The sequence below is a fragment of the Streptomyces sp. NBC_00457 genome (genome assembly GCF_036014015.1).
In the GTDB taxonomy this organism is placed as follows: domain Bacteria; phylum Actinomycetota; class Actinomycetes; order Streptomycetales; family Streptomycetaceae; genus Streptomyces.
The window spans coordinates 6,700,877-6,714,409 of sequence record NZ_CP107905.1; the positions used below are offsets into that span (position 1 = coordinate 6,700,877).

Annotated in this window: 14 protein-coding genes and 1 pseudogene; 12 read left to right on the forward strand and 3 right to left on the reverse strand. The window is 70.7% G+C overall.

Features of this window, described 5'->3' with window-relative positions:
- Positions 1-4 precede the first annotated feature (4 nt).
- Both OG828_RS30600 and OG828_RS30605 read left to right on the forward strand, forming a co-directional pair.
- Entirely contained in the window at positions 5-970 is a 966-nt protein-coding gene (locus tag OG828_RS30600) for an ABC transporter ATP-binding protein (RefSeq protein ID WP_328502928.1), read from the forward strand.
- 33 nt (positions 971-1,003) lie between these two features.
- Positions 1,004-1,807, forward strand: a complete 804-nt coding sequence (locus OG828_RS30605) for a DUF1707 SHOCT-like domain-containing protein (RefSeq protein ID WP_328502929.1) — start codon at positions 1,004-1,006, stop codon at positions 1,805-1,807.
- A 131-nt stretch (positions 1,808-1,938) separates the two neighbouring features.
- On the opposite strand, the gene OG828_RS30610 is transcribed toward OG828_RS30605, so the two are convergent.
- Entirely contained in the window at positions 1,939-3,276 is a 1,338-nt protein-coding gene (locus tag OG828_RS30610; RefSeq protein WP_328502930.1) for an SGNH/GDSL hydrolase family protein, read from the reverse strand.
- Positions 3,277-3,535: 259 nt separating this feature from the next.
- On the opposite strand from OG828_RS30610, the gene OG828_RS30615 reads away from it, so the two are divergent.
- Entirely contained in the window at positions 3,536-4,798 is a 1,263-nt protein-coding gene (locus OG828_RS30615; RefSeq protein WP_443062446.1) for a DUF445 domain-containing protein, read from the forward strand.
- A 142-nt stretch (positions 4,799-4,940) separates the two neighbouring features.
- On the forward strand, positions 4,941-5,396 hold the full coding sequence (locus tag OG828_RS30620) for a hypothetical protein (RefSeq protein WP_328363818.1): 456 nt from the start codon (positions 4,941-4,943) through the stop codon (positions 5,394-5,396).
- Positions 5,397-5,500: 104 nt separating this feature from the next.
- Here OG828_RS30620 and OG828_RS30625 read toward each other — a convergent pair whose 3' ends face one another.
- Positions 5,501-6,988: an alginate lyase family protein gene (locus tag OG828_RS30625; protein WP_328502931.1), complete on the reverse strand. Its 1,488-nt coding sequence runs from the start codon at positions 6,986-6,988 to the stop codon at positions 5,501-5,503.
- A 92-nt stretch (positions 6,989-7,080) separates the two neighbouring features.
- Here OG828_RS30625 and OG828_RS30630 point away from each other — a divergent pair, with 92 nt between their 5' ends.
- Both OG828_RS30630 and OG828_RS30635 read left to right on the forward strand, forming a co-directional pair.
- Positions 7,081-7,440, forward strand: a complete 360-nt coding sequence (locus tag OG828_RS30630) for a VOC family protein (protein WP_328440375.1) — start codon at positions 7,081-7,083, stop codon at positions 7,438-7,440.
- Positions 7,441-7,482: 42 nt separating this feature from the next.
- Positions 7,483-8,775, forward strand: a complete 1,293-nt coding sequence (locus OG828_RS30635; RefSeq protein WP_328502932.1) for a glycoside hydrolase family 27 protein — start codon at positions 7,483-7,485, stop codon at positions 8,773-8,775.
- Between the two features lies 1 nt (position 8,776).
- On the opposite strand, the gene OG828_RS30640 is transcribed toward OG828_RS30635, so the two are convergent.
- A complete protein-coding gene (locus tag OG828_RS30640) occupies positions 8,777-9,079 on the reverse strand; it encodes a hypothetical protein (protein WP_328363827.1) in 303 nt (100 codons plus the stop codon).
- A 169-nt stretch (positions 9,080-9,248) separates the two neighbouring features.
- Between OG828_RS30640 and OG828_RS30645 the strand changes: the two genes are divergently transcribed.
- The 6 genes and pseudogenes from OG828_RS30645 to OG828_RS30670 all read left to right on the forward strand — a co-directional run bounded on the left by OG828_RS30645 (position 9,249) and on the right by OG828_RS30670 (position 13,506).
- The gene (locus OG828_RS30645) at positions 9,249-9,665 is read left to right on the forward strand and encodes an Hsp20/alpha crystallin family protein (protein ID WP_328504965.1); all 417 of its coding nucleotides are present in this window, start codon (positions 9,249-9,251) and stop codon (positions 9,663-9,665) included.
- A gap of 46 nt (positions 9,666-9,711) precedes the next feature.
- Positions 9,712-10,215, forward strand: a complete 504-nt coding sequence (locus OG828_RS30650) for a DUF2267 domain-containing protein (protein WP_328440378.1) — start codon at positions 9,712-9,714, stop codon at positions 10,213-10,215.
- Positions 10,216-10,255: 40 nt separating this feature from the next.
- On the forward strand, positions 10,256-11,044 hold the full coding sequence (locus tag OG828_RS30655) for an alpha/beta fold hydrolase (protein ID WP_328502933.1): 789 nt from the start codon (positions 10,256-10,258) through the stop codon (positions 11,042-11,044).
- Positions 11,045-11,061: 17 nt separating this feature from the next.
- On the forward strand, positions 11,062-11,853 hold the full coding sequence (locus tag OG828_RS30660; RefSeq protein WP_328502934.1) for an inositol monophosphatase family protein: 792 nt from the start codon (positions 11,062-11,064) through the stop codon (positions 11,851-11,853).
- A gap of 354 nt (positions 11,854-12,207) precedes the next feature.
- Positions 12,208-12,600: pseudogene (locus OG828_RS30665) on the forward strand (RICIN domain-containing protein); the annotation flags it as partial.
- A 27-nt stretch (positions 12,601-12,627) separates the two neighbouring features.
- Positions 12,628-13,506, forward strand: a complete 879-nt coding sequence (locus OG828_RS30670) for a pectate lyase (protein WP_443060296.1) — start codon at positions 12,628-12,630, stop codon at positions 13,504-13,506.
- The last annotated feature ends 27 nt before the right edge of the window (positions 13,507-13,533 follow it).

Genomic DNA, 13,533 nt, shown 5'->3' on the forward strand with positions numbered 1-13,533 from the left:
GCCAGTGACAGAGGGTTTCATCGAGCTCGACCGGGTCGAGAAGGTCTTCGTCGTCCGCAAGAAGGCCGGCTTCCTCAAGCGTGAACGCCGTGAGGTGCGGGCGGTCGACTCGATCACCTTCTCCGTGGCGCGCGGCGAGATGGTCGGCTACATCGGTCCGAACGGTGCCGGAAAGTCCACCACCATCAAGATGCTCACCGGCATCCTCACCCCGAGCGGCGGCCGGCTGCGTGTCGCAGGGATCGATCCGTCCCGTGAGCGCACGCGTCTCGCCCACCGGATCGGGGTGGTGTTCGGGCAGCGTACGACGCTGTGGTGGGACCTGCCGCTGATCGACTCGTACCGTCTGATGCACCGCATGTACCGGATCCCGGACGCCCGTTACCGCGAGAACCTCGACCGCTGCGTCGAACTCCTCGAACTGGACGCCCTGTTGGACGTGCCGGTACGCCAACTCTCGCTCGGCCAGCGGATGCGCGGCGACATCGCGGCGGCCCTCCTCCACGACCCCGAGGTGCTCTACCTCGACGAGCCGACGATCGGCCTCGACGTCATCTCCAAGGCCAAGGTCCGGGAATTCCTGCGGGAGTTGAACACCGAGCGCGGCACCACGGTCCTGCTGACCACGCACGACCTCCAGGACATCGAGCAGTTGTGCTCCCGCGTGATGGTCATCGACCACGGGCGCCTGATGTACGACGGCCCGCTCGTCGGCCTGCATGAGGCGGGGGAGAGCGAACGCACCCTGGTGGTGGACCTGGAGCGGGAGCTTCCGCCGATCGAGGCGCCGCCCGCCAGGGTCGTACGGGTGGAAGGGCCGCGCCAGTGGCTCGCGTTCCCGGCGTCGGAGTCGGCGGCGCCGCTGGTGGCGCGGATCGCGGCGGAGTATCCGCTGGTGGATCTGTCGGTGCGGGAGCCGGACATCGAGGCCGTGATCGCGCGGATGTACGCGGAGCGGGCGACCGCATAGTGTCCGGGCCGTCGAACTCGTAGGCTGAGGGATATGACGGACGATGCCCCGGAACTGCGTGCTTCCGACGCCGATCGAGAACGAGTCGCCGAGGTACTGCGGGACGCCCTGGCCGAGGGGCGGCTCGACATGACGGAGTTCGAGGAGCGGCTGGACGCGACGTACAAGGCACGGACGTACGGCGAACTGACGCCGATCACCCGTGACCTGCCCGCCGCCGGGGTGACACCGCCGTCCGTCGACATGCTCAAGAGGCCCGAACAGGACGGGAGTTGGGGCCGGCGGATCGTCGGCGGCGAGGGCTCGTCCACGTGGGCCGTCGCCGTGATGTCCGGCTTCCAGCGCAAGGGGCGCTGGACCGTGCCCAGGCGGTTCAACTGCTTCGCCTTCTGGGGCGGCGGTGAGATCGATCTGCGCGAGGCGAACTTCGCGGACCGTGAGGTCGAGATCAACTGCATTGCGATCATGGGCGGGATGACGGTGATCGTGCCGCCCGGCGTCGAGGTCGTCGTCCGCGGGATCGGCGTCATGGGCGGCTTCGACCAGGGCGAGGAGGGCGTGCTCGGGGACCCCGGGGCGCCTCGTGTGATCGTCACCGGGTTCGCCTTCTGGGGCGGCGTGGGCGTCGAGCGCAAGCTGACCCGGGCCGAGAAGCAGCGGCAGCGGGAGGAACGGCGGCAGGGGCGGCTGGACCGGAAGGCATCGAAGCGGGAGTTGGCGGAGTCCTACCGGGACGACATCCAAGACGCTCATCGGCGGATGCTGGACGGGCATCGGAGCCTGATGCATGACCGGCATGAGGAGCGGCGGGAGCGGCGTCGGCGCGGGGAGGACTGAGCCGGCGCTGTGAGTTGCCCGGCGTTGGTGCCGGCCGGGGGTGGGTCGCGCGGCCCGGCGCTGACGGGGTGCCGCCTGCGCCCACCCGTGCCGCCCCAGGCGGCACGCATGCCCGCGGTTGGGGCTGGGGCTTATAGCTTGGCTGGTGCGCCGCCCTTCAAGTCGTCCAGGTTGAACGCGTCCGCTATCCGCTCGTACCCCTTGTCGCTGGGGTGCAGATGGTCACCGGAGTCGTAGTCGGGGTGGAACTTGCGGGGGTCGTACGGGTCTCGTACCGCCTCGTCGAAGTCGACGACCGCGTCGAAGACGTGGCCCGCGCGGATCTGCGCGTTGATGGCCTGGCGCACGCTCTCCCGGTCGGCGGAGTAGCCGATGTGTCCGCCGAACGGCATCAGCGTCGCCCCGATGACCTTCAGCCCGCGCGCGTGGGCCTGCTGGACGAGGGCGCGCAGGCCGCCCAGGATCGCGTCGGGGTCGGCGTGGCCGCGGTTGCGGAGGATGTCGTTCACGCCGAGGTCGATGATGACGACCTTGACGTTCGTGCGGCTGAGGACGTCACGGTCGAAGCGGCCGAGGCCGGCCTGGTTCTCGGCGGGGCGGCCGAACCCGTTGGCGAGGACCTGGTTCCCGCCGATGCCCTGGTTGACGACGCTGTAGCGCGGCACGTCGTCGCCGTCCTCGGCGGCCTCGCGCAGCCGGTCCGAAAGGAGGTCGGGCCAGCGGTTGTTGGCGCCCGTGGAGGAGCCGACGCCGTCGGTGAGCGAGTCGCCGAACGCGACGATCGTGCCGTTGGACTCGTTGCTGAGCACGTCGAGGGCGGTCAGATAGCGCCAGTACTCGACCTGCTGGGTGTACGGGGCACCGGTCACGTCCTCGGTGAGGTCGCCCTGGGCGGCGTACGAGATCTGGCGTGAGCGCGGGTGGTAGGTGACCGGCCCGGTCGCGGTGGGGGAGTACGTGGTGACCAGTACGTCGCTGTCGTGCGGGACGGTGATGCGGACGGCGTCGCTCATCGTCTGCTGGCCGGCCGGTACGACGACACTGGTGCTGCCGTTGAAGGTCACCCTGCTCATCGTCCCGGGAGCCGCCGCCGCTGTGTCGTCGCCGGCCGCGACGGCGATGGACGCGTGCGTGATCGTCAGCGGGGACTGGCCGTAGAGGTTCGAGAGGGTGATCCTGGCGAAGGTGCCGCCCGCGCTCGTGTGCACGACGTTGCGTACCGAACGGTTCGCCAGGCCCGTGATCTCCGTGCCGGGCTCGGCGCCGACCGGGGACGCGGACCAGGTGCCGACCCAGGTGCCGGTGGAGGCGGGCTCGGCGGGGCTGCGCGGGGTACGGGACCCGGCGAGGTTCTCCTTGCTGCCGCCGCTGCCGTCACCGGCGGCGACGCCGACGTATATGGCGGCGGACAGTGCCACGATCAGGGCGACGATCGCGGCAAGCAAGGCATAACCGGCTTTCCTGGCCATGCGGTGCGTGCTCCTCGGGTGGGTTGGGAGCCCGAGGCTCCGATGTGATCATCACCCATGATGAGGCATGGGTAGGGAGGTAGTGGAACAGACCCCCCGTTCCGCCACCCTGATTTCTCCCTGAGGTTCCCTCGCCCGTACAGACGGCGGGAACTCTTGTTCCGTTCCAGGAGTCGGTCAGGAAGGGACAATGAGAAGTACGAGGGGCCGCGAACGGGTGGAGTGGATGGAACGTACCAAACCAGATGAACCGCGCGCGATGACGACGTTCAGCGCCGCGGACGAGGAGAAGCAGCGCGGGGTACGCCGTATGAAGCTCACCGCTGCCGGGCTGCTGCTGTTCGTGGCGGTGGTGTACGTCCTGGCCAAGTGGGCCGCGGGCGAGGGGGCCGGTCCCTGGGCGGGGTATGTCGCCGCGGCCGCCGAGGCGGGCATGGTCGGTGCGCTCGCCGACTGGTTCGCCGTGACCGCCCTCTTCCGGCGCCCGCTCGGGCTGCCCATTCCGCACACCGCGATCATCCCGACGAAGAAGGACCAGCTGGGCGTCTCCCTGGGGGAGTTCGTCGGCGAGAACTTCCTCTCCCAGGACGTCGTACGGCAGCGGCTGCGGGCCGTCGGGATCGGGAGCCGGCTGGGCGCGTGGCTCGCGGAACCGGAGCATGCCGACCGGGTGACGGCCGAGCTGTCGGCCGCTCTGCGGGGTGCGTTGACCGTGCTGCGGGACTCCGATGTGCAGGCCGTGGTGGGGGAGGCGATCACGCGGCGGGCCGATGCGCAGGAGATAGCGCCCGGTATCGGGAAGATGCTGGAGAAGGTCGTCGCCGACGGGGGGCACAGGCGGGTCGTCGATCTTGTCGTCACGCGTGCGCACGACTGGCTCGTGCTGCATGACGAGCAGGTCATGGACGCGGTGGAGGGCGGGGCTCCCGGGTGGACGCCGCGGTTCGTCGACAAGAGGATCGGTGAGCGGGTCTACAAGGAGCTGCTGCGGTTCGTGACCGAGATGCGGGACATGCCGTCCCATCCGGCGCGGGGCGCGCTCGACCGGTTCCTCACCGACTTCGCGTCCGACCTCCAGTCCGACACGGACACGCGCGCGCGTGTCGAGCGGCTGAAGGGGGAGGTGCTCGGGCGGGGCGAGGTCCAGGACCTGATCGCGTCCGCCTGGACCGCCGTACGCTCCATGATCGTCTCGGCGGCCGAGGACGAGCGCAGCGAGCTAAGGCTCCGGGTGCGGGCCTCGCTGCTGTCCCTCGGGGCGCGGATGGCGGACGAGTCCCGGCTGCAGGGCAAGGTCGACAGCTGGGTGGAGGGGGCCGCGGTGTACGTCGTCTCCACGTACCGCAAGGAGATCACCTCCCTGATCACCGACACGGTCGCCGGGTGGGACGCGGAGCACACGACGCGGAAGATCGAGGCGAACATCGGGCGCGATCTGCAGTTCATCCGGATCAACGGCACGGTGGTGGGGTCGTTGGCGGGGCTGCTGATCTACACGTTGACGCGGGTGGTCGGGGCGTGAGCGCTCTGCTGGGTGTGCCGTGTTCCCCGCGCCCCTTTGGGGCGCTGCCGAACCGCAGCGGACTGCCCAGGCTCGTCTGAGCATGTACATCTGAGTACGCGTACTCTGTCGAACGCCGGTCCGGGGGAGAACCCTCGTATGCATGACCGAGAAGACCGAAAAGCTGCTGAGCCCTCTGCGGACGGGCTCCTGGCCGGAACGCTGGCTGACCCGTGCGCTCGGCGCGGGGCTCGCTGCGGCGGCGTACCTGGTCTGCATCCCGTGGGACCTGCGCAACCGCGTCGAAACTCCGGGCTCTGTCAATGAGACGACGCCTGTGACGGGCGTGGGCGTGATCCTCCTGGCCGTCGCCCTGCTGCTCCTGGCGGCGTACTTCGGCCACCGCGACGACCTGGCCTGGCCCCTGCTCCTGGTCGCCGCCCCGCCCGTCACCCTGATGTACATCTCCCTGCGCACCCACCCCGGCCCCCCGGACGGCTTCGCCGGCGCCTGGCCCCTGGCCTGGGCCTTCTTCACCCTGGTCATAGCGGCGGGGGTACTGATCGCGGCGACGGTGGGCCGGGCGTTCCGCCGGGAGGCGGAGGACTGGGCGCTGTAGCTGCGGGCATGCGTGCCGCCTGGGGCGGCACGGGTGGGCGCAGGCGGCACCCCGTCAGCGCCGGGCCGCGCGACCCACCCCACCCCAGCCACCGCGCCGGGTGCCTACTGGCTCCGCCGGACCCGGTCACGCCGACGCATGAACAGCACGCCCCCGGCAACCGCGGCGACCCCCGCCGCGGCGGTCCAGCCGACGACCTCGTTGGAGCCCGTGGCCGCGAGATCCCCGTCGGAGGAGACAGACGACGCGGATGACGGGGCCGATCCCTGCGGTCGGGGATCCGAGCCACCCGCGGGAGCAGACGCGGAAGGGGACGCGGAAGTGGACGCCGTAGCCGACGGACTCGGGGACGCCGACGTGTCCTCGGACCTGTCCCGCGTGAACGCCAACGTACCGAAGCCCAGTTGGTCGAACCCCCCGCTGTTGGGCCCGTAGTCCCCGCCACCACCCTCCGGCGCGGACTTCGCGGCGGCCTGGGTGAGGTAGGACGCGGACATGCCCCGCCGCTTGGTGTAGTGGTTGGCGATCATCGCCCAGATCGGACGGGTCGACGCGGGATCGACGGGCGCGGCCTCAGTCACGGTCTCACGGCCCGACCACCCGTTGATGGCCCCCTTGTCCCGCGTGTTCGCGGTGTAGGGAACGTCGCCGCCCATGCTCCACTTGGCCACGTACTGCGCGCCCTTGAAGAACCGGTTGTCGTCGTAGCCGTACAGGTCGATCCCCTGGTTCCACGCCATCTCGCAGAACGTGCCCATCAGGCCGACACCGAGCAGTGCGTGCCCCTGGTCGCGGCCCGCCTCCAGCCACTCTGCGAGTCCGTCGTCGTACACGACGGGGATGGCGTTCTTGATGGAGCCGAGCCCCTCGCCGTGCTTGAAGTACTCGACGGCGCAGGCGACTTGGGCCTTGTCGTCGCAGAAGAGGCCGGTGGCCAGGACGCAGCACATGGCGGTGAGGTCCCAGTTGGTCCAGTAGTTGGAGATGACGGCGCCGTTGTGCCGGACCAGGAAGTCGTCGCTGACCGTTCCGAAGACGGTGGACAGCATCTCCTGGGCCCGGGCGAGCTCGAAGTCGGGGTGGTCGCGGACGAGTTCGGCGGCGTTGGCGAACTGGTAGCCGTAGAGGCCGGCGGCCAGGAAGCGGTCGGCGTTGCCCCCGAGCGCGGTGAGCTCGGCCGACCAGGCGTTCAGGATCGCCACGGCGGTGTCGAGGTGGGCTTCGTCGCCGCTGATGTGGCCGCGCAGGGCGTTCTGGTAGGCGGCGTGGATGTCGTTGTAGAGGGTCACGTAGTTCTGGCCCTCGCCGCCCCGGATGACCGTGGCCTGCGGGTTGGCCGTCCAGCCGCTCTGCGCGTGGCGGTTGGCGGTCAGCTTGGCGAACCCGGCGGTGTAGGGCGCGGCGCCCGCCTTCACCTTGGCCGCCATACGGGCCAGGTCGGTACGGGTGTGCAGGAGGCCGGGGTGCGCGTAGGCGCCGGCCGCCGCTGCGGGGGTGGGGATCGCGGCCGTACCGATACCGACCGCTCCGGCTGCCACGCCCGTGGCCTTGAGCATGCTCCGGCGGCTGATCTGTCGTGTCACGTGACTCATTCCTCGCGTGCCTGCGGCTGGGGACGGTCCGGAGACGGGAGGAGACTGTGGGGAATAACAGAAAACCGACGCCGATGAGGAGCCAGCGTCCGATGACCATTCGCAGGATCGTCCCCAACGTGCAGGTCGCGTCCGAGGAAGCGATGAAGGCCGGCGGTGATTTCTACGGGCTTCTCGGCTTCGAGGAGGTCATGAACATGGGCTGGGTGGTGACGCTCGCGTCCCCCGCCAACCCCACCGCCCAGATCAGCCTCTTCACCGAGGAGCGCACCGCACCCGTCGTCTCCGACCTGAGCGTGGAGGTGGACGACGTCGACGCGGTGTACGCGCGCGTGGCGGCCTCGGGCGCGGAGATCGTACGGGAGCCGCGGGACGAGGAGTGGGGCGTACGACGCTTCTTCGTCCGGGATCCGAACGGGCGGGTAGTGAATGTACTGAGTCACCAGGCCTAGCCACCTTCACCGACGTCGCACCCGCTCAGGAGCCCTTCACCCATGACCCACCCCGCACGCCGCCCCCTCCCCGACCGCGCCCTGCGCCCCCCGATGGGCTGGAACAGCTGGGACTGCTACGGCACCACCGTCACCGAGGAAGAGGTCCTCGCCAACGCGGAGTTCATGCGCGAGCACCTGCTGCCGCACGGCTGGGACACCGTCGTCGTGGACATCCAGTGGTACGAGCCCACAGCCCGCGCCCACGGCTACAACCCCGACGCCCCCCTCGTCCTCGACGCCCACGGCCGTCAACTCCCCGCCCCGAACCGGTTCCCGTCCGCGGCCGGCGGCGCCGGATTCGGGCCGCTCGCCGAGCGCGTGCACCGCCTGGGCCTGCGTTTCGGCCTGCACATCATGCGCGGCATCCCGCGCCGCGCCGTCGCCGCCCGGCTGCCCGTCGCGGGCACCGGCTTCACCGCCGACGAGATCGCCGACACCGGCTCCGTATGCCCGTGGAACAGCGACAACTACGGCCTCGATCACGACCACCCGGGCGCCCAGGCGTACTACGACAGCCAGGTCGCCCAATTCGCCCGCTGGGGCGTCGACTTCATCAAGGCCGACGACATGCTCTTCCCGTACCACGAGCGGGAGATCTCCGCCTACGCCGAGGCCATCGCCCGCAGCGGCCGGCCCATTGAGCTGAGCCTGTCACCCGGTACGGACGTCTCCCTCGCCCACCTCGGCCATCTGCGGGAGACGGCCACGATGTGGCGTGTCTGCGACGACCTGTGGGACCGGTGGGAGGACGTGGAGGCGCAGTTCGGCCGGATGGCCAGGTGGGCACCCTGGCAGGACGAACGCGGCTGGGCCGACGCCGACATGCTGCCGCTCGGCCGCGTCGGCATCCGGGCCGAGCGGGGCGAGGACCGCCTGTGCCGTCTCACCCGCGACGAGCAGATCAGCCTGCTGAGCCTGTGGCTGATCTCCCGGTCCCCGCTGATGATGGGCGGCGATCTGCCCACCAGCCCGGCTCAGACCATCGCCCTGCTCACGAACGACGAGGCGCTCGACGTCCTGTGGCACAGCAGGGGCAACCGCGAGGTGCTGCGGGAGAGGGACCTCGTGCTGTGGACCGCCGACGACACCGACGGACGTACGCGCTACGCGGCCGTGTTCTCGCTGGCCGACAGCCCCGAGAAGGTCACCGTGCCGCTCGGCTCCATAGGCGCCCGGCCCGGCGACCGCATCCGCGAACTGTGGACCCACACGGACATCACCCACGACGGCCACAGCCTCCACGCGGAGCTGCCGGCACATGGCTCGGCCCTGTACCGCCTCACCCCACCGTGACTCAGCCCCGCCGGTCCGCGACCGCCCACGAGGCGAGGGCCACGGCCCCCGCGACGCCGAAGACGGCGGGCCAGGCGCCCACCTTCTTCGCGAGCGGGTGGGAACCGGCGAAACCGGCGACATACGCGGCCGTCAGCGCGCCGGCGGCCTTCCCGCCGGCCTGCTGCCGCCACTGCCGGGCGGCCGCGGCCCCCGCGACGGCCAGCACCGCACCGCCGAGCTCCCGCTTCTTGGTCCACCGCGCCACGCCGTACCCGCCGACGAGCCCGCTCGCGGCGACCACCGCACTGGGAACCTTCGCCATGCCTGCCTCCAACCGCCCAACCGCTCACGACCGATATGCAGCGAGGCTAACCCGCACGCTGCGTGAATACGTGAACCTGAGTCGAGGCTTGTCAAGTTTTCTCCCGGGAGCTATATAAGAAGCCGTAGGGCATCGCACCCGCAGCGCCTGATGAGAGGAGTGACCCGTGATGCTCATGCGCACCGACCCCTTCCGCGAGTTCGATCGCCTCGCGCAGCAGGTCTTCGGTGACAGCCGCCCCGCGACGGCGATGGACGCCTACCGTTCCGGGGACGACTTCATCGTCCACTTCGACCTGCCCGGCATCGACCCGGAGACGATCGAGCTGGACGTCGAACGCAACGTCCTGAACGTCCGCGCCGAGCGCCGTTCTCCCGCCCCCGAGGGTGCGGAGATGCTGGTCGCCGAGCGTTCCACGGGCACCTTCAGCCGCCAGTTGTTCCTCGGTGACACCCTCGACACGGAACGCATCGCCGCCTCGTACGACGCCGGCGTGCTCACCCTGCAGATCCCGGTCGCCGAACAGGCCAAGCCGCGCCGCATCCAGATCAGCGGCGGCAGCGATCGGAAGCAGCTGAAGAGCTGACCGGACCGTGATCAGGAGCCGCCCGTCCCCCGGAGGAGCCCCCACGATGAGCGTGACGTCGGTACCCAGCCTGACGATTCCGAGAACGACCCTGCCCGCCACGACCACCATGAAGGGAGATGACCGACACCGCAGGGAAGAGCACCGCAGCCCCGCATGGCGTGAACTGATCGACCAGGTACGGGAAGCCGGCCAGTACCCGACGACCGCGGAAGCGGAACGCGTCACCCGCATCGTCCTCTCCGCCCTCGGCGGCCACGTCATCGGCGACGAACGCGTCGACCTCGCCCGGGCCCTCCCCGAGGAAGCCGCCCGGGTGGTCGCCTCCCAGATCCCGGTCACGCGCCCGCTCACGGCGGCGGAGTTCGTGGAGTCGGTGGCGGCCCGCATAGAGGGAGCGACCCCGGCGACGGCCCGCTGGGACGTGAGCTCGGTCCTGAGCGTGCTGCCGCGGCAGACCGGTGAGGACCTGGCCGACCGCATCGTCAGCCACCTCCCGCCGGGCTACGCCCTGTTGTTCGGCAGGGCGGATCTGACACCGCAGGACTGACGGATCCGAAAGGAAAGAGGAAAGGAACAGAGGAACCCGTTTGACGACGCTCACCACCCCGGACGGCACCCGCATCGCCTACCGCGACCACAGCCCGTCGCCCGCCCCGCAGGCCCCCGGCCCCGTGCTCCTCCTGCACGGCCTCGCGGGTCACATGGGCGAGTGGGACGACCTGGCGCGGCGGCTGCTGGACGAGGGCCGCCGGGTGGTGGCGTACGACGCCCGGGGCCATGGCGCGAGCACGCGCCGCCCGCCGACGATGAGCCGGGCGGCCTGCGTCGCGGACGCCGTGGCCCTGGTCGAGGAGCTGTCCCTGGCTCCCGTGACCCTGATCGGCCAGTCCCTGGGCGGACATACGGCCCTGCTGCTGGCCGCCGCGCACCCCGCCCTCGTGCAGTCCCTGATCCTCATCGAGGCGGGCCCGGGCGGCCCGAACCCGGACCTGCCCTCCCGTATCGCGGCCTGGGTGGACAGCTGGCCGACGCCGTTCCGCTCGCCGGCCGCGGCCCAGGCGTTCTTCGGTCATGAGGCGTGGGCGGCGAACGTGGAGGAACGGGAGGACGGCTGGTACCCGAGGGTCGACCGCGACACAATGATCGCGGCCGTGACGGAACTGGCCGCGCACGACTACTGGGACGACTGGACCAGGATCACCTGCCCGGCGCTCGTGATCCGAGGAGCGGACGGCACGATGCCCGAGCGCGACCACAGGGACATGCGGGCCCGCCGCCCGACCCGTACGGCCCTCGAAGTGATCCCGGCCGCGGCTCACGACGTACATCTGGACCAGCCGGAACGCCTGCACGCAGCCGTGCGTGCTTTTCTCTGAAGAACAGCGAGCGAACCGTGACCGATGACCTCGACCGCGCCCTGACCGTCGCGACCCGGCTGGCCGAGTGGGCGTCGGAGATGATCCGCCGGCCGCGTGGCGCGGCGGACGGTCCCGTGCGGGAGAAGGCGAGCCCCGCCGACATCGTCACGGACACGGACGAGGAGATCGAGACGTACGTACGATCGCTGCTGCGCGCGAAGTTCCCCTCCTACGGCATCGAGGGCGAGGAACACGGCGTCCATGAGGGCGCATCCGACGCCCCGCGCTGGGTGATCGACCCGGTCGACGGTACGACGAACTACGCGCACGGCATCGGTTGGTGCTCCTTCTCTCTGGGCCTGGCCGCACCCGACGGCAGCCCCCTCCTGGGCGTCGTGGCCGATCCGTGGCGCCGCGAGATCTTCACGGCGGCCCGCGGCAGGGGCGCCCACCTGAACGGCGCCCCCACCCACGCCGCGGACCACACCACCCTCACCGGCCATGTCTTCCTCACCGAGTGGGCCGCCCACGCGCACTGGCCCGGCATGGACGCCCTCCTCGCCGAACTCGCCGCCCGCCACTGCACGGTCCGCGTCATGGGCTCCACCGCCCTCTCCCTGGCCCAGGTCGCCGCGGGCCGCGCCTCCGCCACCGCGATCGGCGAGTTCCACCCCGTGGACAGCCTCCCGGCCCTCCTCATCGCCACGGAGGCGGGCGCGGTGGCGCTGCCGCAACTCCCGGCGTACGACGAGCCGTTGCTGCTGACGGCGCCCGGAGTGGCGGGCGAGGTGGCGGAGTTGTGGCGGGCGACTGTACGACCGGCCTGAGTGATCCGCGGCTCCAGAACTCACCTCGGCGCAAAGAATCGGCGCGTAAAAGAATCTCGCCCCCACGGCAACCCTTCCCCCTCCGGCGGCAACACAAGGGCGGAAGCGGTCCAAGAGGCAGCTGATGCGGCAGGAGCGGCACAGGAGCGGCATCCCATGCGGCAGAGGGCAACGCACGGCTGTCTTGGCGGGCCGCTTCCGCCCTCCGACATTCCGAACCCGAACGAGAGCGACGACGTGAGCGAGAGAGCAGCTGTGCGCAGGCGGCGCAAGAAGACGAGCCGCCGCAGGGGAGTGCTGATCGGCGGCCTGGTCGTGGCGCTCGGCGCGGGCGCGGTCACCGGCGGTGTGCTGATGACGGCGTCGGCGTCGGGCCCCGGCGCCGGCACGTATCACCTGGTGAACGCCGCCGACAGCACCTGCGTGACCGCACCGTCGGCCGCGGCCGGAACCCGGCTGGCGACGGCCGCGTGCGCGAACACCGGCTCCGCCCTGACCGCCCAGACCTGGCAACTGGCCGACAGCGACGGCGGATTCGCCGTCAAGTCCGCGGACGGCACGATGTGCGCCGGGGCGAAGGGCGCGTCGACGTCGGCGGGGAAGGCCGTACAACTGCAGGCGTGCGACGGCAGTTCCGCACAGGTGTGGAAGCCGACGGCGGTCGGGAACGCGTACCACCTGGTCAACGCGAAGAGCGCCAAGTGCCTCAATGTGAAGGCCGGGCTGCTCCAGCAGAACTCGTGTGACAAGGCGAGCACGAAGAGCTGGACGCTGGTGGGGAAGGGGGACGCGACGCCGACGAAGTCCGCGACGCCTTCCGCCTCCGCCACCAAGTCGCCCTCCCCGTCGCCGTCCGTCTCGGCTTCGGCCTCCGCGACCAAGTCGCCCTCGGCCACACCCTCCACGTCCGCCCCCGCGACCAAGACCCCCACCGCCGCCCCGCCAGCCACCGGCGGCACCACCACCCTGGGCGCCTGGCCGACCCCCACCGGCAAGAAGGCGGTATCGGCGACGATCGCGGTCTCCGGTACGTACGACGGTGGCCTCGCCCGCTTCTACGGCTCCGGCGGCCTCGGCGGCGACAGCCAGTCCGAGGGCCAGGACCCGCTCTTCGAACTCGCCGACGGGGCGGTCCTGAAGAACGTCGTCCTCGGCTCCCCGGCCGCCGACGGCGTTCACTGCCTGGGCAGTTGCACGCTGCAGAACGTGTGGTGGGAGGACGTCGGCGAGGACGCGGCCAGCTTCAAGGGCAAGTCGGCGTCGGCGAAGTACGTCGTCGACGGCGGCGGCGCGCGCAAGGCGGACGACAAGGTCCTCCAGTTCAACGGCGCCGGCACCCTCACCATCAAGAACTTCCAGGTCGAGGCCTTCGGCAAGCTGGTCCGCTCCTGCGGCAACTGCTCCACCCAGTACCAGCGCCACATCGTCCTCAGCAACGTCAAGGCGACCGCACCCGGCAACGTCCTCGTCGGCGTCAACGCCAACTTCGGCGACACCGCGACCCTTTCGGGCGTGACGGTCGTCGGCGACAAGGACATCACCCTCTGCGAGCGCTTCAAGGGCAACGACTCCGGTGACGAGCCGACGTCGTTGGGCTCGGGCGCGGACGGCACGCACTGCAAGTACAGCGAGTCGGCCGTCGCGTACAAGTGATCCAGTGACGCGCCGACGTGCGTGATG